The sequence below is a fragment of the Streptomyces sp. NPDC048111 genome (genome assembly GCF_043202815.1).
Lineage (GTDB): Bacteria > Actinomycetota > Actinomycetes > Streptomycetales > Streptomycetaceae > Streptomyces.
The window spans coordinates 521806-540693 of the sequence record NZ_JBIDBD010000003.1; the positions used below are offsets into that span (position 1 = coordinate 521806).

An 18888-nucleotide genomic window follows, 5' to 3' on the forward strand; every position below is an offset into this window, starting at 1 on the left:
TAAACCCCCCGGTCGGCTGCGGGCCGTGGGGGCTTCTCGCGCCGTTCCTCGCGCCCCTGAAGCCCCGGTCGGCTGCTGGCCGGAGGTGGTTTTCGCGGGCCTTGTCTTGCTGGTGGGTGGGTCAGTCTGTTGCTGGGTGGGGGGCTCTGGCTCTGCGGGGGGCGTGGGCGCGGGCGGGGGCTGTCGTCGTGGGGGCGGGGGGTGTTGCGGGGGGCGGGGGTGGGGTGAGGGCTGCCAGGGAGGCGTCTTCCAGGAGTGTGCGGACCGCCGGGCCCGCCGCCCGGTAGTAGATGCGCGTGCCGTCGCGCCGCGAGGTGACCAGGCCGGCCGCGCGGAGCTTGGCCAAGTGCTGGGACGTCGCGGCGACGTGGGCCCCGATGAGCTCGGCCAGCGTGCTCACCGGCAGCTCCGCCCCGCTGAGCGCCCACAGCAGCCGGTACCGCGAGGGGTCCGCCACGGCCTTCAGGACGGTGACGGCCCGGTCGGCCCGGTCCTCGTCCCAGCTCTCTCTTTGCGCTCCCATGCAAAGAGCGTAACGGAGCCCCTGCGGCGTGTCCGTTTCGTTCAAGACCCGCTCCCACCGCCCTGCCTACGGTGAGGTCATGACTCCACGACTCGACGCCTTCGGCCTGGTGGTGGCCGACATGGCCGCCTCGCTCGCCTTCTACCGCCGCCTCGGCCTCGACCTCCCGGCCGACGCCGACACCCAGCCGCATGTGGAGTGCACGCTCCCCGGCGGCACCCGGGTCCTGTGGGACACGGAGGACACCATCCGCTCCTTCGACCCCTCCTGGACGCGCCCCGAAAGCGCCGGCCGCACCGGCCTCGCCTTCGCCTGCGACTCGCCCGCCGAGGTCGACGCGACGTACGAGGCGCTCACCTCGGCCGGGCACCGCGGGCACCTCAAACCGTGGGACGCCTTCTGGGGCCAGCGCTATGCGACCGTGCTCGACCCGGACGGCGTGGAGGTGTCGCTGTTCGCCGCCTCGGCGTAGTCGGTCAGCGTCATCCCGGCCAGTGCCCGCATCTCCCGAGCGAGGTGGGCCTGGTCGGCGCAGCCCGCGGCGAGCGCGGCCTCGGCGTACGGCATGCCCCGCGCCACCAGGGCGAGGGCCCGCTGGAGGCGCAGGATGCGGGCCAGCGTCTTAGGCCCGTAGCCGAACGCGTCGAGGGAGCGCCGGTGCAGTTGGCGGGCGCCGAGCCCGGCCTCGGCGGCGGTGGCGGCCACGCTCCACCCCGCGGCGAGGCGCCGGGCGACCGCCCGGGCCAGCGGGTCCGGCCGGGGCGCCGTCGCGAGGGCCGCGGCTTCGAGGGCGGCGGCGGGGTCGGCCGCATCGCCGATCGACGCGGCCAGGGCGCGCACCCGTGCGCCCGGCCAGATCGCGTCGAGCGCGGGCCGGGTGTCACGCAGTTCGTGCGCCGGGACGCCGAAGAACGCGGGGCCCGCGCCGGGCGCGAAGCGGATCCCCGCATAGCGCGTGCCGAGCGGGGCGCGCGGCAGGTGGGCGCGGGTGTCGGGGCCGGCCACCAGAAGGCGCCCCTCGCACCAGAGCAGATCCATGCAGCCGTCCGGGAGCACGGGGCGCGGGGCGTCGTCGGCGTCCACGGTGCGGGTCCACACGACGGCGCCTGACAGCCGCGACGGCCGCTCTCGGTACATGCTTCGAGGGTAGCCCCGGGTGCCGCCCGTCCCCGGTGCGGTCACCTCCAGCACGCCGGGTGCGGTCAGTCGTGGTCGCGCGGGGTCTTCTCGTGGCCGCGGGGCGCCTTCCCGGGCGCCGCGTCCGAGGGCTTCCCCGCCGGCTTCTCCGAAGGTTTGTCCTCGTGCCGCTTGGCCGTGTGCAGGCGGGACTTGACGTCCTCGGGGGGCAGGAACTTCGACCAGCGCTCGGGGAACTCCGAGGGCATCCCGGGGTCGATGCCGTCGTCCCCCTCGTCCCCCTCCTCCGCGTCCACGCCCGCGTCGCCGAAGAGCATCGGCTGGGACGGGTGGGCGCGGGCCACGATCTCGGCGGCCTGGGCCGCCCGCGCCCGCTCGCCCGCCTCGCGCGCCGCCGCCGTGGCGACCGAGGGCCAGACCCGGTCGATGGCCGCGTTGACGGCCGCTCCCACCAGCACCGCGAACGCCGAGATGCCGATCCAGAGGAGTACCGCGATGGGGGCGGCGAGGGAGCCGTAGATGGTGGGCCCCTCCACCGTGCTGGTCAGATAGATGCGCAGCAGGAACGAGCCGAGCACCCACATCGCGAGGGCCACCAGCGCGCCCGGCACGTCCTCGATCCACGGCGAGCGGACCGGCACCGAGACGTGGAAGAGGGTGGTGAGGAAGGCGATGGACAGCAGGATCATCGTCGGCCAGTACAGGAAGCTGATCACGTCCGTGCCCCACGGGATCAGCTCGACCACCCGGTCGGGGCCCACCACCGCGAGCGGCAGCACGACCGCGCCGATGAGCAGCGCCACGATGTAGAGGACGAGCGAGAGCAGCCGGGTCTTCACGATGCCGCGCTGCCCGTCGAGCCCGTACATCACGGTGATGGTGTCGATGAAGACGTTGACCGCGCGCGAGCCCGACCACAGGGCGATGGCGAAGCCGATGGAGACGATTTCCGGGCGTTTGCCCTGGGTGACGTCGTCGAGCAGCGGCTGGGCGAACTCGCGCACGCCGCGCTCGGACAGGACCGTGCCGGCCGCGTTCAGGATGTTCTGCTCGATGCTGGCGACGGTGTGCGTGCTGGTCCAGCCGTCCACGTAACCGAGCAGGGCGATGACACTGAGCAGCAGCGGAGGCAGCGAGAGGAGGGTGAAGAAGGCGGCCTCGGCGGCCAGGCCCAGGATCCGGTACTCGACACAGGAGTTGACGGTGTCCTTGAGGAGCAGCCAGCCCAATTTCCGCTTGGAGACGTTGCGGTAGAGGACGCGGGCCCGGTGAAGGCGGCCGGATGTCCGCTCGGGTGTTTCATTTGCTGGCTGCACGTCCTTACCGTATCGGCATGGCAGCCACCACCCACACAGTGACCAACCAGGCTCCGCCCCTGGTGGGGTACGACGTCTTCACCGCCGACCGCGCCCTGGGCGAGGCGGTCGAACGGCACACCGCACCGGAGCTCGTCGACGAGGTGCGCGAGGAGCTCGCGGCCCTCGGACGGTCCGCCGGATCGGCCCAGGCGCAGGAGTGGGGTGTGCTGGCGAACGAGAATCCGCCGAAGCTGCGCACCCACGACCGGTACGGCCACCGGATCGACGAGGTCGAGTTCCATCCGAGCTGGCACCGGCTGCTCGGCAAGGCCGTGACGTCGGGGCTCACCGACGCCTGGGGCCGGCCCGCCGGTCATGTGCGCCGGGCCGCGGGGTTCCTGGTCTGGACGCAGGCGGAGGGCGGGCACGGCTGCCCGGTCTCCATGACGCACGCGGCGGTGCCCGCACTGCGCACCGACCCGGCGCTCGCCGCCGAGTGGGAGCCCCGGCTCACCTCGCACGTGTACGAGGAGGGGCTGCGGCCGGCCGCCGAGAAGGCGGGCGTGATCTTCGGCATGGGCATGACGGAGAAGCAGGGCGGCAGTGACGTACGGGCCAACACCACCGTGGCGGCCCCGCTGGCCTCCGACGGCGCGTACGCGCTGACCGGGCACAAGTGGTTCTGCTCGGCGCCGATGAGCGACGGGTTCCTGGTGCTCGCCCAGGCGTCCCCCTCCGCGCGGGACAGCCTCACCTGCTTCCTGGTGCCCCGGGTCCTGGCCGACGGCACCCGCAACACGTTCGCGATCCAGCGCCTCAAGGACAAGCTGGGCAACAAGTCGAACGCCTCCAGCGAGGTCGAGTTCGACGGGACGTGGGCGCGCCGGGTCGGCGAGGAGGGACGCGGGGTGCGCACCATCATCGAGATGGTGGCGGCGACCCGGCTCGACTGTGTGATCGGCTCGGCGGCGATCATGCGCCAGGCGGTGGCCCAGGCGGTCCACCACGCCTCGTACCGACGTGCGTTCGGCGGGTTGCTCGTCGAGAAGCCGCTGATGCGCAACGTGCTCGCCGATCTTGCCCTGGAGTCCGAGGCCGCCACCACGCTGGCGCTGCGGCTCGCCGCCGCCTACGACGCGGACACCGAGGAGGAGCGGGCGTTCCTGCGCCTGGCGGTGCCGGCCGCCAAGTACTGGGTGACCAAGCGCTGTACGCCAGTGGCCGGCGAGGCGCTCGAATGCCTCGGCGGCAACGGCTACGTCGAGGAGTCCGGGATGCCGCGGCTGCTGCGGGAGGCGCCGCTGAACTCGATCTGGGAGGGCTCGGGCAACGTCCAGGCGCTCGACGTGCTGCGGGCGCTCCAGCGCGAGCCGCACGCGATCAACGCCTTCCTCCAGGAGGTCGGCAAGGCGCGCGGCGCGGATCACCGCCTGGACGGCGCCATCAAGGACCTGCTCACCGAACTCGCCGACCTGGACGGCATCGAGGGCCGGGCCCGCCGCCTGGTGGAGCGGATGGCGCTGGTGCTCCAGGGGTCGCTGCTGGTGCGCTGGGCGCCCCCGGAGGTCGCGGACGCGTTCTGCGCCTCGCGGCTCGGCGGTGACTGGGGGGCGGCCTTCGGGACGCTGCCGCACTCGCTGGATCTGGCGGCCGTGGTGGAGCGGGCCCGCGCCGAGGTGTGAACCGGCGTCCGGCGCGGCCGAAAACCGGCGGGCCGAGCGGTCCGTCGGGGGTGGTGCTGCGCCGACACGGCACCACCCCCGCACTCTCATGCGTCCGAGGACGGAGCATGACGACCGGACTTCCGGTGCACTGCCCACCTTCGTACCCACGCACGGCCGTTCGCGAGAGTTGCAAAGGGTTGCAACCATGTGGGGCATATCGCCGCGCGCCAACCGGCGGGCGGGCACGATGAATTCAGGACACCGGGGCCCGGCTCCGAGGGACTTGGGTGTCGAGGCCAGGAGGATTCCGTGCAGACCACCACGCTCGACGTGGCCCGGCTCGCCGCCATGGACGCCCAGGAGGCGACCCGGCTCCTGCAGGGCGTGCGCGCGGCTGCGCTCGCCGGCCGGCGCTCGAAGGTCGTGCCGCGTACGGAGATCGGCGAGTCCTGGCGGCGCGCGCTGAGCAGCGGGCTCGATCCGGACGGCGACAACACGGCGGGCCTGCTGTCCCTGGCCGAGGTCGAACGGCGCCGCCGGCACTCGCCGTTGGCGGAGGTCCTGCCGGTGCTCAGGGAGGCGCTGGTCTCGGTCGCGGACGCGGCCCAGCACATCATGGTCGTCTCGGACGCCGAGGGACGGCTGTTGTGGCGCGAGGGCCATCCTTCGGTCCTGAGGCGCGCCGACGCCCTGGGGTTCGAGGTCGGCGCCGACTGGAGCGAGCGGGCCGTCGGCACCAACGGGGTGGGCACCCCGCTCGTCACCGGCCGTCCGGTGCAGGTCTTCTCGGCCGAGCACTACGTGTCCTCCCACCACACCTGGACCTGCGCGGGCGCGCCCGTCGTCGACCCGCGCGACGGGCGGCTGATCGGGGTGGTGGACATCAGCGGCCCACTCGGCACCATGCATCCGGCCACCCTGTCCTTCGTGACGTCGGTGACCCGGCTCGCCGCGGCCGAGCTGCGCAACCGGCACTTCGCCGCCCTGGAGCGGCTGCGCACGGCGGCGGCGCCGGTGCTGTGCCGGGTGGGCGGGCGGGCGCTGGCGGTGGACGACAACGGCTGGGTCGCCGCGGTCACCGGGATGCCGCCCACCGAGCGGCTCGTCCTGCCGAAGTCGCCGCGCGCGGGCCGCGTCTGGCTGCCCTCGCTCGGCATGTGCGCCATCGAGCCGCTGCCCGGGGGCCGGCTCGTGCAGGTCGTCGACGAGGCGGACGGCCCGGGCACCCCGGCGGCCCGCCGGGTCGTGCTCGACCTCAGCAGGCCACGGCGCTGTTCGGTGACCGTGTCGGGGGAGGCCGGCAGCTGGACGCACGAGCTGAGCCCCCGCCACGCCGAGCTCCTGTTCGTGCTCGCCCTCAACCGGGAGGGCCGCAGCGCCGCGCAGCTGGCGCAGGACATCTTCGAGGACCCGACGCGCACGGTGACCGTACGGGCGGAGATGTCCCGGCTGCGCCGCGGTCTCGCCGAGGTGCTCGCGCACCGCCCGTACCGCTTCAGCGAGGACGTGCACGTGGAGGTGGTCCGGCCCGACCGGCCGGCCGACCTGCTCCCCCACTCCCTCGCCCCCGCGATCGCCCTGAGCCGGGGTGCGACCCCCTGACCTGCGTTGGAGGCGCGGGGGCGCGCATGATTGCCTGGGCCGCATGAGTATCACCGTGACCACCTGGTCCCTGGAACAGACCTCTCCGGCCGATCTGCGCCCGGCCGCCGAGCCGGCGGACGGTCTGACGATCATGCGCGCCGAGGTCCCCTCGCCCGAGTTCAGCCGCTTCCTCTACACGGCGGTCGGCGGCGACATCCGGTGGATCGACCGCCTCGGCATGACGTACGCCGAGTGGGAGCGGGCGCTCGCGGAGCCCGGCACCGAGACGTGGGTGGCGTACGAGCGCGGCACTCCGGCGGGTTATGTGGAGCTGGCGGCGCAGGCGGGCGGCTCGGTGGAGATCGTCTACTTCGGCCTGGTCCCGGCGTTCCGCGGGCGGCGCATCGGCGGCCACCTCCTGACGCACGGGGTGCGCAGGGCCTGGGACCTGGCGGAGCGCTGGCCGGAGCTGCCCGCCACCAAGCGGGTGTGGCTGCACACCTGCTCCCTGGACGGGGAGCACGCGATGGACAACTATCTGCGGCGGGGCTTCCGGCTCTTCGAGACCAAGGAGGAGCCGGCCGAGGACGTGGCGACGCCGGGCCCCTGGCCCGGTGCCTTCTGAGCCAACTCGGCCGCCCGGGCAGTGACCCGGACCACACCGTCTCACGATGCAGGACATCTTTGTCCATATGATGGATAGTGGTGGACTGGGTCCAAAGTCCCGTGACACGCTTCCGTCATGTCTGGAACTGGAATTGCCTTGGTGAGTCGGCGGCACGTCGACCTCGGCCGCATGTCCAGCGCCATCTGTCCGGCACGCTGACACACCAGCACCGCCGCGAGTTCCACCTCTCCCGGATTCTTTCCGTACCTGACAGCGCACCGCCGCGCCGAAGCGCGAGTGCGCAGGTCAGAGCCGCCCACCTGCAGTCCCGAAGGACATACGCCATGGCCGCCAGCCCAGAAGACCCTGCCCCCACGACACCGCGCCGCAAGACCGGCCGGCACCGTGGCGAAGGCCAGTGGGCCGCCGGACACTTCACGCCCCTGAACGGGAACGAACAGGTCAAGAAGGACGACGACGGTCTCAATGTGCGGACACGCATTGAGACGATCTACTCCCGGCGGGGCTTCGACTCCATCGACCCCAGCGACCTGCGCGGCCGGATGCGCTGGTGGGGCCTCTACACCCAGCGCCGCCAGGGCATCGACGGCGGCAAGACCGCGATCCTGGAGCCGGAGGAGCTGGACGACGAGTACTTCATGCTGCGCGTCCGCATCGACGGCGGGCGGCTCACCACCGAACAGCTGCGGGTGATCGGCGAGATCTCGCAGGAGTTCGCGCGCGGCACCGCCGACCTCACCGACCGGCAGAACGTCCAGTACCACTGGATCCGCATCGAGGACGTCCCGGAGATCTGGAACCGGCTCGAAGCGGTCGGCCTGTCCACCACCGAGGCCTGCGGCGACACCCCGCGCACCATCCTCGGCTCGCCGGTCGCCGGCATCGCGGCGGACGAGATCATCGACGGCACCCCGGCCATCGACGAGATCCACCGCCGCTTCATCGGCAACCCGGCCTTCTCCAACCTGCCCCGCAAGTTCAAGACGGCGATCTCGGGATCCCCGCAGCTGGACGTCGCGCACGAGATCAACGACGTGGCCTTCGTCGGCGTCGAGCATCCCGAGCACGGCCCCGGCTTCGACCTGTGGGTCGGCGGCGGGCTATCCACCAACCCCAAGCTGGGCGTGCGGCTCGGCGCGTGGATTCCGCTGGACGAGGTGCCGGACGCCTTCGAGGGCGTCATCTCGATCTTCCGCGACTACGGCTACCGGCGGCTGCGCAACCGCGCCCGTCTGAAGTTCCTGGTCGCCGACTGGGGCCCGCAGAAGTTCCGCCAAATCCTTGAGGACGAGTACCTCAAGCGCGAGCTGATCGACGGCCCCGCGCCCGAACTGCCCAAGGACGTCTGGCGCGACCACCTCGGTGTGCACCCCCAGAACGACGGCCGCTTCTACATCGGTTTCGCCCCCCGCGTGGGCCGGGTGGACGGCGCCACCCTCAGCAAGATCGCCGAGCTGGCCGAGACGCACGGCTCGGGCCGGCTGCGCACCACCACCGAGCAGAAGCTGATCGTGCTCGACGTCGCGCAGGACCGCGTCGAGTCCCTGGTCGGCGGCCTGGAGGCGCTCGGCCTCAAGGTCAACGCCTCGCCGTTCCGGCGCGGCACCATGGCCTGCACCGGCATCGAGTTCTGCAAGCTCGCCATCGTGGAGACCAAGGCGCGCGGCGCCTCGCTCATCGATGAACTGGAGCGCCGCATCCCGGAGTTCGACGAGCCGATCACCATCAACATCAACGGCTGCCCCAACTCCTGCGCCCGCATCCAGGTCGCCGACATCGGCCTCAAGGGCCAGCTGGTCCTGGACGACGACGGCAACCAGGTCGAGGGCTTCCAGGTGCACCTGGGCGGCGCGCTCGGCCTCGAGGCCGGCTTCGGCCGCAAGGTCCGCGGCCTCAAGGTCACCTCGGCCGAACTGCCCGACTACGTCGAGCGCGTCCTGAAGCGCTTCCAGGCCGACCGCGCCGAGGGCGAGCGGTTCGCGACCTGGGCCGCGCGCGCCGGCGAGGAGGCCCTGTCATGAGCGAGCGAGCGGCGCCCTACCACTGCCCGTACTGCGGGGACGAGGACCTGCGTCCCCACGAGGCCGGGCACGGCGCGTGGGAGTGCGCGGCGTGCAACCGGGCCTTCCAGCTGAAGTTCCTCGGGCTGCTCGCCCGCGGAGTGACCCGCAACGACCGCGGAGGGGAAGCGATATGACGGCCACTCAGGTCGCCGGCGGCCGCACGGCCGCCGAACTCAAGGCGCTCGCCGAGCAGGCGGGCCGTGACCTCGAAGACGCCTCGCCGCTGGAGATCCTGCGGTGGGCCGCCGCCACCTTCGGCAAGCGGTTCTGCGTCACGTCCTCCATGGAGGACGCGGTCGTGGCCCATCTCGCCTCGCGGGCGATGCCCGGGGTGGACGTGGTGTTCCTCGACACCGGCTACCACTTCCCCGAGACCATCGGCACCCGCGACGCCGTCGCCGAGGTGATGGACGTCAACGTCATCACCCTCACCCCGCGCCAGTCCGTCGCCGAGCAGGACGCCGAGTACGGCCCCAAGCTGCACGACCGCGACCCCGATCTGTGCTGTGCGCTGCGCAAGGTCAAGCCCCTTGAGCAGGGCCTGAGTTCGTACACGGCCTGGGCCACCGGGCTCCGCCGCGACGAGTCCCCGACCCGGGCGAACACCCCGGTCGTCGGCTGGGACGAGAAGCGGCAGAAGGTCAAGGTGTCGCCGATCGCCCGCTGGACGCAGGACGACGTGGACGCCTATGTCGCCGAGCACGGGGTGATCACCAACCTGCTGCTCATGGACGGCTACCCCTCCATCGGCTGCGCCCCCTGCACCCGAAGGGTCGCCGAGGGCGAGGACGCGCGCGCCGGACGCTGGGCCGGACGCAACAAGACCGAGTGCGGACTGCACGGATGACGGGCCGTCAGCACAGTGATCAGGAGACTTCGATGAGCGTGACGGAGGCGGGAGCCACCATCTGGCTGACCGGTCTGCCGAGCGCCGGCAAGACCACCATCGCCCATGAGCTCGCGGGCCGGCTGCGCGCGGCCGGACACCGCGTGGAGGTGCTCGACGGCGACGAGATCCGCGAGTTCCTCTCGGCGGGCCTCGGCTTCAGCCGCGAGGACCGGCACACCAACGTGCAGCGGATCGGCTTCGTCGCCGAACTGCTCGCGGCCAACGGCGTCAAGGCGCTGGTCCCGGTGATCGCGCCGTACGCGGACAGCCGCGAGGCGGTGCGGGGACGCCACAAGAGCGAGGGCACCGCCTATCTGGAGGTGCATGTCGCCACCCCGGTGGAGGTCTGCTCCGTACGCGATGTGAAGGGTCTGTACGCCAAGCAGGCGGCGGGCGAGATCAGCGGCCTGACCGGCGTCGACGACCCGTACGAGGCGCCCACCGCGCCGGACCTGCGGATCGAGTCGCACACCCAGACCGTGCAGGAGTCCGCGGCGGCGCTGTTCGCGCTGCTCACCGAGAGGGGCCTGGCATGACGTCGGCAGCAACCGTGACCGAGGGCGTGGACAGCCCGTACGCGCTCAGCCACCTGGACGCCCTGGAGTCCGAGGCGGTGCACATCTTCCGCGAGGTGGCGGGAGAGTTCGAGCGGCCGGTGATCCTCTTCTCCGGCGGCAAGGACTCCATCCTGATGCTGCACCTCGCCCTGAAGGCGTTCGCCCCGGCGCCCGTGCCGTTCACGCTGCTGCACGTGGACACCGGGCACAACTTCCCCGAGGTGCTCGCCTACCGCGACCGGGTGGTCGCCGAGCACGGGTTGCGTCTGCACGTCGCCTCGGTGCAGGACTACATCGACGCCGGCAAGCTGCGCGAGCGGCCCGACGGCACCCGCAACCCGCTCCAGACGCTGCCGCTGACGGAGGCCATCCAGGAGCACCGCTTCGACGCGGTGTTCGGCGGCGGCCGGCGCGACGAGGAGAAGGCCCGGGCCAAGGAGCGGGTGTTCTCGCTGCGCGACGAGTTCTCGCAGTGGGACCCGCGCCGCCAGCGTCCCGAGCTGTGGCAGCTCTACAACGGCCGGCACGCCCCCGGTGAGCACGTGCGGGTCTTCCCGCTGTCGAACTGGACCGAGCTGGACGTGTGGCAGTACATCGCCCGCGAGGACATCGACCTGCCGCAGATCTACTTCGCGCACGAGCGCGAGGTGTTCCAGCGCGCGGGGATGTGGCTGACCGCGGGCGAGTGGGGCGGCCCCAAGGAGAGCGAGACGGTCGAGACGCGCCTGGTGCGCTACCGCACCGTCGGCGACATGTCCTGCACCGGCGCCGTCGACTCCGACGCGACGACGCTGGATGCCGTCATCACCGAGATCGCCGCGTCCAGGCTGACCGAGCGGGGCGCCACCCGCGCCGACGACAAGATGTCCGAGGCCGCGATGGAAGACCGCAAGCGCGAGGGGTACTTCTAAATGAGCACGTCCACCGAGCAGTTGGCCGGACTTTCGGCCACCACCCTGCTGCGCTTCGCGACCGCCGGGTCCGTCGACGACGGCAAGTCCACCCTGGTGGGCCGGCTCCTACACGACTCCAAGTCGGTCCTGACCGACCAGCTGGAGGCCGTCGAGGCCGCCTCCCTCAGGCGCGGCCAGGAGGCCCCCGACCTCGCGCTGCTCACCGACGGCCTGCGGGCCGAGCGCGAGCAGGGCATCACCATCGACGTCGCCTACCGCTACTTCGCGACCCCGCGGCGCCGGTTCATCCTGGCCGACACCCCGGGCCATGTGCAGTACACCCGCAACATGGTGACCGGCGCCTCCACCGCCGACCTCGCCGTGGTCCTGGTGGACGCCCGCAACGGCGTCATCGAGCAGACCCGCCGGCACGCCGCGGTCGCGGCCCTGCTGCGCGTGCCGCACGTGGTCCTGGCCGTCAACAAGATGGACCTGGTGGCGTACGAGGAGAAGGTCTTCGCGGCCATCGCCGAGGAATTCACCGCGTACGCCGAAGAGCTGGGCGTTCCGGAGATCACCGCGATTCCGATCTCGGCGCTCGCCGGTGACAACGTCGTGGAGCCCAGCGCCCACATGGACTGGTACGGCGGCCCCACCGTCCTGGAACACCTGGAGACGGTGCCGGTCAGCCACGACCTGACCTCCTGCCACGCCCGCCTCCCCGTGCAGTACGTGATCCGTCCGCAGACCGCCGAGCTCCCCGACTACCGCGGATACGCGGGCCAGATCGCGGCCGGCACCTTCCGGGTCGGCGAGCCGGTGACCGTCCTGCCCTCCGGGCGCACCAGCACCGTCGCGGGCATCGACCTGCTGGGAGAGTCCGTCGACATCGCGTGGACGCCGCAGTCCGTCACCCTGCTGCTCGCGGACGACATCGACGTCTCGCGCGGCGACCTGATCGTGCCGAGCGGGGACGCACCCGCCATCACCCAGGACGTCGAGGCGACGGTGTGCCACGTGGCCGACCAGCCCCTGACGGTGGGTCAGCGGGTGCTGCTCAAGCACACCACCCGTACGGTCAAGGCGATCGTCAAGGAGATCCCGTCGCGGCTCACCCTGGACGACCTCTCGCAGCACCCGGACCCGGGCCGGCTCGTCGCCAACGACATCGGCCGGGTGACGGTGCGCACCGCCGAGCCGCTCGCGCTCGACTCCTACGCCGACTCCCGGCGCACCGGTTCCTTCCTGCTCATCGACCCGGCGGACGGCACCACGCTGGCGGCCGGCATGGCGGGCGAGGCCTTCGCGTCCGCCTCGGTCCACTCCCACGCCCCGGCCGCCACGGCCGAGGACGAAGAGGGCTGGGACTTCTGATGCACCACGACGTCTACTCGACCTTCGCGAAGGAGGGCGGCCGTGTCGGCAGCGGCGCGCTCGGCAGCGGCCAGGGCGGGGTGGGCCGATGTGCGCGATGACGTACGCGCACCGCTCGCGCGCCCGGCTGCACCGCCAGCACCCACCACCGCACCGAAGACCCGCCGACTTCCCGGCCGCGTCCCGGAGTTGAGACTCCGAACGACGTAAGCACCGGGCCTCCGAGAGGACACCCTCCCGTGCCTGCCAGCTCGACCGCGAGGCGCAGCCTCGCCGCCGCCGCCACCCTGCCCCTGCTGTTCGGGGCGCTGGCCGCCTGCGGCTACGGCTCGGCCGCCGACAAGGACGACGCCGCGAAGGCGGCGCCCGCCGCGGACGGCAAGAAGCTCTCCGCCGACTCCGTGAAGATCGGCTACTTCCCGAACCTGACGCACGCCACCGCGCTGGTCGGCGTCCAGGAGGGCTTGATCCAGAAGGAGTTGGGCGGCACGGCCGTCAAGACGGCCACCTTCAACGCCGGCCCCTCCGAGATCGAGGCGCTCAACGCGGGCTCGATCGACATCGGCTGGATCGGCCCCTCGCCGGCGATCAACGGCTACACCAAGTCCAAGGGCCAGAGCCTGAAGATCATCGGCGGCTCCGCCTCCGGCGGTGTGAAGCTGGTGGTCAACCCCCACAAGGTCACCTCGCTCGACGACCTCAAGGGCAAGGACATCGCCACCCCGCAGCTCGGCAACACCCAGGACGTGGCGTTCCTCAACTGGATCGCGGACAAGGGCTGGAAGGTCGACGCGCAGAGCGGCAAGGGCGACGTCAACGTGGTCCGCTCGGACAACAAGATCACCCCGGACGCCTACAGGTCCGGCTCGATCGACGGTGCCTGGGTGCCCGAGCCGACCGCCTCCAAGCTGGTGTCCGAGGGCGGCAAGGTGCTGCTCGACGAGTCGGACCTGTGGCCGGACAAGCAGTTCGTGATCACCAACATCATCGTGTCGCAGAAGTTCCTCAAGGAGCACCCGGACGTCGTCGAGGCGGTCCTGCGCGGCTCGGTGAAGACCAACGAGTGGATCGTGACCCACCCCGACCAGGCCAAGGAGTCGGCGAACGCCGCCCTCAAGAAGCTGTCGGGCAAGGCGCTGCCGGCCGACATCATCGACCCGGCGTGGAAGTCGATCAAGATCCTGGACGACCCGCTGTCGGCCAGTCTCCAGGCCCAGGCCGACCACGCGGTGAAGTCCGGACTCCTCAAGAAGCCCGACCTCAAGGGCATCTACGACCTGGACCCGCTCAACAAGGTCCTCAAGTCCCTGGGCAGGCCTGAGGTCGGCGACGCCGGCCTCGGCGCCAAGTAGTCCCCCACCAGCCGGCTCACAGGTTTCCCAGGAGGTGACGACCATGGCCACCGCACTCGCCAAGGCCACGGACCGCACGGCGGCAGAGCACGCGTACGCCGCCCGCATCGGGCATGTCTCGAAGTCCTTCAACGGTCCCGCGGGACCGCAGCTCGTCCTCGACGACATCACCCTCGATGTCGCTCCGGGCGAGTTCGTCACCCTCCTGGGCGCCTCGGGCTGCGGGAAGTCGACGCTGCTGAACCTGGTCGCGGGCCTGGACGCCCCCACCGCGGGCAGCATCGAGACGCCCGGCGGACGCCCGGCGCTGATGTTCCAGGAGCACGCCCTGTTCCCGTGGCTGACGGCGGGCAAGAACATCGAACTGGCGCTGCGGCTGCGCGGGGTGCCCAAGAACGAGCGGCGCGAGCGGGCCGAGGAACTCCTCTCCCTGGTCCGCCTCCAGGGTGCGTACGGCAAGCGGGTGCACGAGCTGTCCGGCGGTATGCGCCAGCGGGTGGCGATGGCCCGCGCCCTCGCGCAGGATTCCCAACTCCTTTTGATGGACGAGCCGTTCGCCGCGCTGGACGCGATCACCCGGGACGTGCTGCACGACGAGCTGACCCGCATCTGGCGCGAGACGAACGTGTCGGTCCTGTTCGTGACGCACAACGTGCGCGAGGCCGTCCGGCTCGCGCAGCGCGTGGTGCTGCTCTCCTCGCGGCCGGGCCGGGTGGCCCACGAGTGGACGGTGGACATCGACCAGCCGCGGCGCATCGAGGACGCCGACGTGGCGGAGCTCTCCGTCGAGATCACTGAACAACTGCGTGGGGAGATCCGCCGCCATGGCCAGCACTGAGACCACCGACGTCAAGGGCTCCCCCGACCTGGGCAGCCTGGAGGCGGGTCTTGACGCACTCGAGACCGTCCAGACCCACCGCACCCCGGTGCGCGAGGTCCTGGTCAAGAAGGTGCTGCCGCCGCTGACCGCGGTCGTCCTGGTCCTGGTGGTGTGGCAGGTCCTGGTGTCGGCGAAGGTCACCGACGAGTACAAGCTGCCCGCGCCGGCCGCCGTCTGGTCGAGCCTGGAGGACATGTGGCTCCAGGGCACGCTGTTGGACGTGGTGTGGACCAGCGTCTCGCGCGGCCTGCTCGGCTTCCTGCTCGCCCTCGCCATCGGCACCCCGCTCGGGCTCCTGGTGGCCCGGGTCAGGTTCGTGCGCGCGGCGATCGGCCCCATCCTGTCCGGCCTCCAGTCGCTGCCTTCGGTGGCCTGGGTGCCCCCGGCCGTGCTGTGGCTCGGCCTGAACGACTCGATGATGTACGCCGTGATCCTGCTCGGCGCGGTGCCCTCCATCGCCAACGGCCTCGTCTCCGGCGTCGACCAGGTGCCCCCGCTGTATCTGCGGGCGGGCCGCACGCTCGGCGCCACCGGGGTGCGCGGCGCCTGGCACGTCCTGATGCCGGCCGCGCTGCCCGGCTACCTCGCCGGCCTCAAGCAGGGCTGGGCGTTCTCCTGGCGTTCCCTGATGGCCGCCGAGATCATCGCGTCCTCGCCCGATCTCGGCCTGGGGCTCGGCCAGTTGCTGGAGAACGGCCGCAACAACTCCGACATGCCCGGCATCTTCCTGGCGATCGTCCTGATCCTGATCGTGGGCATCGCCATCGACCTGCTGATCTTCAGCCCGCTGGAGCGCAGGGTGCTGCGCGGCCGCGGTCTGCTCGTGAAGGGCTGACCGCCGTGCACCGCCCGGTCCTCCTCGTCATCGCCCACGGCAGCCGCGACCCCCGGCACGCCGCGACCGTGCACGCCCTGGTGCGGCGGGTGCGGGCGCTGCGGCCCGGCGTCCGGGTGGAGACGGGTTTCCTGGACTTCGACACGCCGTCCGTCCCCGACGTCCTGGACCGCCTGGACACCGAGGGCGTACGGGACGTGGTGGCCCTGCCCCTGCTGCTGACCCGGGCCTTCCACGCCAAGGCCGACATCCCGGCCGTGCTCGACCGGGCACCGGCCCGCCTGGACATCCGCCTCGCGGACGTCCTCGGCCCCTCGCCCCTGCTGCTCGCCACGCTGGAGCGACGGCTGTACGAGGCGGGGCTCAGCCCCGCCGACCGAAGCTCGACCGGGCTCGTCCTGGCCTCGGCGGGCTCCACCGACCCGGAGGCGATCGCAGTGATCGCTGAAATTGCGCGGGAGCTGCGGCACACCGGTTGGTGCGCCGTGCGGCCTGCGTTCGCCTCCGCGGCTCTGCCCCGTACCGAGGACGCGGTACGGGCCCTGCGCGCCGAGGGCGTCCGCCGGGTGGCGGTGGCCCCCTATGTGATCGCTCCGGGCTTCCTGCCCGACCGCATCGCCAGGGGCGCGGCGCAGGCCGATGTACTGTCCGACGTCCTGGGCGCGGCGCCGGAGCTGGCCCGCCTGCTCCTCCAGCGCTACGAGCAGGCCCGCTCCGGGGCCGGGCGCCCCCTGCTGAGCGCGTAGCCGCGCGGCGCGGGCCCCCGGGACCGCCGCGGGAGGGGCCTCAACTCGGCCCGGTCTCCGGGGTACTTGGCCCTGCCTGCGAGATCCGGGCCTACGCCGACCCGCGCGGATCGCGGCCCGAGGCGGCGAGGGCGCGCTCGAAGGTGGTGGCGGCGGGCGCCGGCCGGACGGGGTCGGCGAACCCCTCGTACTGGCGGTAGAGCTCCGCGTTGTCCTCGACGACCTTCAGGACGAACGCGGCGGACTCCTCCGACAGGCGCACCTCCTGCCCGGTGGCACGGGCGACGTCCCACCCGTGCACCGCCATCTCCTTGATCACCATGGCGGCGATCCGCGCGGCGGGCAGTGCGGCGCCGCCCAGGTCGACCTCGCCCTCCCACACGTCCGGCTCGGACCAGGCGGTCACGGCCCGGTCGAGCTGGGCGGCGTAGCGCTCGGCCCAGTCGGCGTCGGCGGTGAAGTCCCGGGCGGTGAGCTCGTCCGGGAGCGGCTTGCGCAGGGCCCGGTGCTCCAGGCCGTGCGAGGTGTAGAGCACCCAGTGGTTGACCAGGGCCCGCACGTCCCACCCCTGGCAGGGGGTGGGCCCGGCGAGCCGGTCGGCGGTGACGCCGCGCGCGATGCGGGCGGCCTCTGCGGCGCATTCGGTCATGACGCGGTGTTCGTTCTTCATGCCGCCAGCGTCTCCCGGCACCACGGGCGCCGTATTGAACAAACGCGACAGGCCGACCGGCCGTGCGACGGCCCGCCGCACAGGGGTTTCGGGTCTCAGTCGAAGCGCAGGGAGCCCGTGCGGGTGCGCTTGAGCTCGAAGAAGTCGTCGTACCCGGCGATCGTGCGCACGCTGTCGAAGAGCCGCGCCGCCTCCTCGCCGCGCGGAATGGAGCTGAGCACCGGCCCGAAGTAGACCTTGCCGTCCAGGTGCAGGGTCGGGGTGCCCACATAGCCGTCCTCGGCCGGGTCCTTGCCCGCGTCGTGGCTGCGGCGCACGGCCTCGTCGTACGCCGGGTCGTGGGCGGCGCCGGCCAGGGCCGCGGGCAGACCGAGTTCCGCGAGCGACTGGGCGATCACCTCGTCGAAGTCCTCGTTCTTCTCCTGGTGGATACGGGTGCCGAAGGCGGTGTAGAGGTCGCGCAGCACCGCGTCTCCGTGCGCCTCGGCCGCCGCGACCGCGACCCGGACCGGGCCGATCGAGCGGTCCACCAAGTCCCGGTACCAGTCGGGGAGTTCGTTGCCGAGGTTGTGCAGGTGGAGACTCATCGGCCGGAACCGGAGGTCGAGGGCGCGGTGCTGCTCGACCTCCAGGATCCAGCGGGAGGTGATCCAGGCGAAGGGGCAGGCGGGATCGAAGTAGAAGTCGACGGCGACGCGCTCTGCGGGGTCCTGCGAAGTGTTCGTCATGACAGGAGACTAGCTCCGCATTGGCCCCCGGTCCTGGGCCATTCGACAGGAGATCCACTGGTCCAATCACGTCGCCGTCCAGCCGTGGCGGGGTGCGGCTCAGCCGTCCTGGGGCAGGGGGTCCGACGGCAGGGCCGTGAAGGGGGTGGCCTGGTGGAAGTAGAGCAGCCAGCCGTCGTCGGTACGCCGCCACAGTGAACTGCGGTGCGCCAGACGTCCGTTGTTGTCGGTGTCGAAGGTCAGATGGACCACGTCGGGGGCGAGCCGCACGCCGGTCATGCCGGACGCGGTGATCGGCCGGGCGACGCGGGCGTCCTCCGCGGTGAGTGCCGCGATGATCTCCGCCCGGTTCCAGCGCCGCCCCGAACGGCCGAACTCCACGTAGTCCGGGTGCAGTTGGGCTGCCAGCAGCTCGGCGCTCGCGCGCACCTCGGGGTCGAGCAGTCGCAGCTCCCCCTCGACGGCGGCCTCCACGGCGCGCCCCTCGCTCTCAGGCACGGGCCGCCTCCGTCATCTCGACGAGCGCCTTGACGGTGTTCCAGTTGCGCGAGGTGGCCTCGACGCCCTTGAGCAGGGCGGGCCGGGACAGGGCCGCGCCCAGCTGCGAGGTGCCGAGGCCGCCGGGCGCGTACAGATAGAGCACCTGGTCGCCGAGCCGGAACTCCTCGGGGAGGTAGGCGGCCGGGTCGAGGGAGGCGAAGCGCTCGGCGGTGACGGCGGGGCCGGAGAAGAAGGTGGCGTGCAGCTGTTTGCCGGCCAGGTCGTCGGCCGGGAAGGGGCAGGCGTCCAGCACGGAGCGCAGATAGGCCCCGTCGCGCACCATGCAGGCGACGGTGAAGCCGAAGTGCTTCTCCAGGGCGGCCGACAGGTCGGCCGCGAGCGCGTCCTGGTCGCCGGAGGCGCTGGTGAAGACGGCGTTGCCGCTGTTCAGATACGTCCTCACCGCGCCGTGACCCAGCTCCTGGAGGAGCCGGCGCAGCTCGGCCATGGGAACCTTCCTGTTCCCGCCCACATTGATGCCGCGCAGCAGAGCGGCGTACGTCGTCGTCATGGGCCCCACAGTAGGA

The 18888-nt window shown here is 72.1% G+C and carries 22 protein-coding genes; 15 read left to right on the forward strand and 7 right to left on the reverse strand.

Annotated elements, in window-relative coordinates; all coding sequences use genetic code 11:
• Positions 1 to 121 precede the first annotated feature (121 nt).
• Positions 122 to 523 carry an ArsR/SmtB family transcription factor gene (locus tag ACGF3I_RS10065; protein ID WP_393130151.1) on the reverse strand — a complete coding sequence of 134 codons (402 nt, stop codon included), beginning with the start codon at positions 521 to 523 and terminating at the stop codon, positions 122 to 124.
• A 79-nt stretch (positions 524 to 602) separates the two neighbouring features.
• Here ACGF3I_RS10065 and ACGF3I_RS10070 point away from each other — a divergent pair, with 79 nt between their 5' ends.
• Positions 603 to 995, forward strand: a complete 393-nt coding sequence (locus tag ACGF3I_RS10070; RefSeq protein WP_393130152.1) for a VOC family protein — start codon at positions 603 to 605, stop codon at positions 993 to 995.
• Here the strand turns inward: ACGF3I_RS10070 and ACGF3I_RS10075 are convergent.
• Complete coding sequence (locus tag ACGF3I_RS10075) at positions 935 to 1660, reverse strand: helix-turn-helix domain-containing protein (RefSeq protein ID WP_393130153.1); 726 nt, start codon at positions 1658 to 1660, stop codon at positions 935 to 937. The two genes, ACGF3I_RS10070 and ACGF3I_RS10075, sit on opposite strands and share 61 nt — an antisense overlap.
• Positions 1661 to 1725: 65 nt before the next feature.
• Positions 1726 to 2976, reverse strand: coding sequence for a YihY/virulence factor BrkB family protein (locus tag ACGF3I_RS10080; protein ID WP_393130154.1), 1251 nt, complete (start codon positions 2974 to 2976; stop codon positions 1726 to 1728).
• Between the two features lie 17 nt (positions 2977 to 2993).
• Here ACGF3I_RS10080 and ACGF3I_RS10085 point away from each other — a divergent pair, with 17 nt between their 5' ends.
• From ACGF3I_RS10085 to ACGF3I_RS10150, 14 genes are all read left to right on the forward strand, one after another.
• Positions 2994 to 4640 carry an acyl-CoA dehydrogenase family protein gene (locus ACGF3I_RS10085; RefSeq protein WP_393130155.1) on the forward strand — a complete coding sequence of 549 codons (1647 nt, stop codon included), beginning with the start codon at positions 2994 to 2996 and terminating at the stop codon, positions 4638 to 4640.
• Positions 4641 to 4931: 291 nt separating this feature from the next.
• Positions 4932 to 6224 (forward strand): GAF domain-containing protein, encoded by a 1293-nt coding sequence (locus ACGF3I_RS10090; protein ID WP_393130156.1) that lies wholly within the window; start codon positions 4932 to 4934, stop codon positions 6222 to 6224.
• Between the two features lie 43 nt (positions 6225 to 6267).
• Positions 6268 to 6831, forward strand: a complete 564-nt coding sequence (locus ACGF3I_RS10095; RefSeq protein ID WP_393130157.1) for a GNAT family N-acetyltransferase — start codon at positions 6268 to 6270, stop codon at positions 6829 to 6831.
• 117 nt (positions 6832 to 6948) lie between these two features.
• On the forward strand, positions 6949 to 7032 hold the full coding sequence (locus ACGF3I_RS10100) for a putative leader peptide (protein ID WP_310591794.1): 84 nt from the start codon (positions 6949 to 6951) through the stop codon (positions 7030 to 7032).
• Between the two features lie 125 nt (positions 7033 to 7157).
• Entirely contained in the window at positions 7158 to 8855 is a 1698-nt protein-coding gene (locus ACGF3I_RS10105; protein WP_393130158.1) for a nitrite/sulfite reductase, read from the forward strand.
• A complete protein-coding gene (locus ACGF3I_RS10110) occupies positions 8852 to 9031 on the forward strand; it encodes a hypothetical protein (protein WP_393130159.1) in 180 nt (59 codons plus the stop codon). The genes ACGF3I_RS10105 and ACGF3I_RS10110 overlap by 4 nt, the downstream gene beginning before the upstream one ends.
• Positions 9028 to 9744 carry a phosphoadenylyl-sulfate reductase gene (locus tag ACGF3I_RS10115; RefSeq protein WP_393130160.1) on the forward strand — a complete coding sequence of 239 codons (717 nt, stop codon included), beginning with the start codon at positions 9028 to 9030 and terminating at the stop codon, positions 9742 to 9744. Before ACGF3I_RS10110 ends, ACGF3I_RS10115 begins: the two co-directional genes overlap by 4 nt.
• Before the next feature lie 32 nt (positions 9745 to 9776).
• A complete protein-coding gene (cysC, locus tag ACGF3I_RS10120) occupies positions 9777 to 10322 on the forward strand; it encodes an adenylyl-sulfate kinase (RefSeq protein ID WP_393130161.1) in 546 nt (181 codons plus the stop codon).
• On the forward strand, positions 10319 to 11254 hold the full coding sequence (cysD, locus tag ACGF3I_RS10125; protein ID WP_393130162.1) for a sulfate adenylyltransferase subunit CysD: 936 nt from the start codon (positions 10319 to 10321) through the stop codon (positions 11252 to 11254). The genes cysC and cysD overlap by 4 nt, the downstream gene beginning before the upstream one ends.
• Positions 11255 to 12610, forward strand: coding sequence for a sulfate adenylyltransferase subunit 1 (locus tag ACGF3I_RS10130; protein ID WP_393130163.1), 1356 nt, complete (start codon positions 11255 to 11257; stop codon positions 12608 to 12610).
• Between the two features lie 239 nt (positions 12611 to 12849).
• The gene (locus ACGF3I_RS10135) at positions 12850 to 13962 is read left to right on the forward strand and encodes an aliphatic sulfonate ABC transporter substrate-binding protein (RefSeq protein ID WP_393130164.1); all 1113 of its coding nucleotides are present in this window, start codon (positions 12850 to 12852) and stop codon (positions 13960 to 13962) included.
• A gap of 43 nt (positions 13963 to 14005) precedes the next feature.
• Positions 14006 to 14800, forward strand: coding sequence for an ABC transporter ATP-binding protein (locus ACGF3I_RS10140; RefSeq protein ID WP_393130165.1), 795 nt, complete (start codon positions 14006 to 14008; stop codon positions 14798 to 14800).
• Complete coding sequence (locus ACGF3I_RS10145) at positions 14787 to 15677, forward strand: ABC transporter permease (protein ID WP_393130166.1); 891 nt, start codon at positions 14787 to 14789, stop codon at positions 15675 to 15677. Before ACGF3I_RS10140 ends, ACGF3I_RS10145 begins: the two co-directional genes overlap by 14 nt.
• A 5-nt stretch (positions 15678 to 15682) precedes the next feature.
• Positions 15683 to 16423: a sirohydrochlorin chelatase gene (locus ACGF3I_RS10150; protein WP_393130167.1), complete on the forward strand. Its 741-nt coding sequence runs from the start codon at positions 15683 to 15685 to the stop codon at positions 16421 to 16423.
• 91 nt (positions 16424 to 16514) lie between these two features.
• Here ACGF3I_RS10150 and ACGF3I_RS10155 read toward each other — a convergent pair whose 3' ends face one another.
• The 4 genes from ACGF3I_RS10155 to ACGF3I_RS10170 all read right to left on the reverse strand — a co-directional run bounded on the left by ACGF3I_RS10155 (position 16515) and on the right by ACGF3I_RS10170 (position 18872).
• Positions 16515 to 17093: a TIGR03086 family metal-binding protein gene (locus ACGF3I_RS10155; RefSeq protein WP_393130168.1), complete on the reverse strand. Its 579-nt coding sequence runs from the start codon at positions 17091 to 17093 to the stop codon at positions 16515 to 16517.
• 95 nt (positions 17094 to 17188) lie between these two features.
• A complete protein-coding gene (locus ACGF3I_RS10160) occupies positions 17189 to 17821 on the reverse strand; it encodes a DsbA family protein (RefSeq protein ID WP_393130169.1) in 633 nt (210 codons plus the stop codon).
• A 99-nt stretch (positions 17822 to 17920) separates the two neighbouring features.
• Entirely contained in the window at positions 17921 to 18319 is a 399-nt protein-coding gene (locus ACGF3I_RS10165; protein ID WP_393130170.1) for a DUF4440 domain-containing protein, read from the reverse strand.
• Positions 18312 to 18872, reverse strand: coding sequence for a DUF1697 domain-containing protein (locus ACGF3I_RS10170; RefSeq protein WP_393130171.1), 561 nt, complete (start codon positions 18870 to 18872; stop codon positions 18312 to 18314). The genes ACGF3I_RS10165 and ACGF3I_RS10170 overlap by 8 nt, the downstream gene beginning before the upstream one ends.
• Between the last annotated feature and the right edge of the window lie 16 nt (positions 18873 to 18888).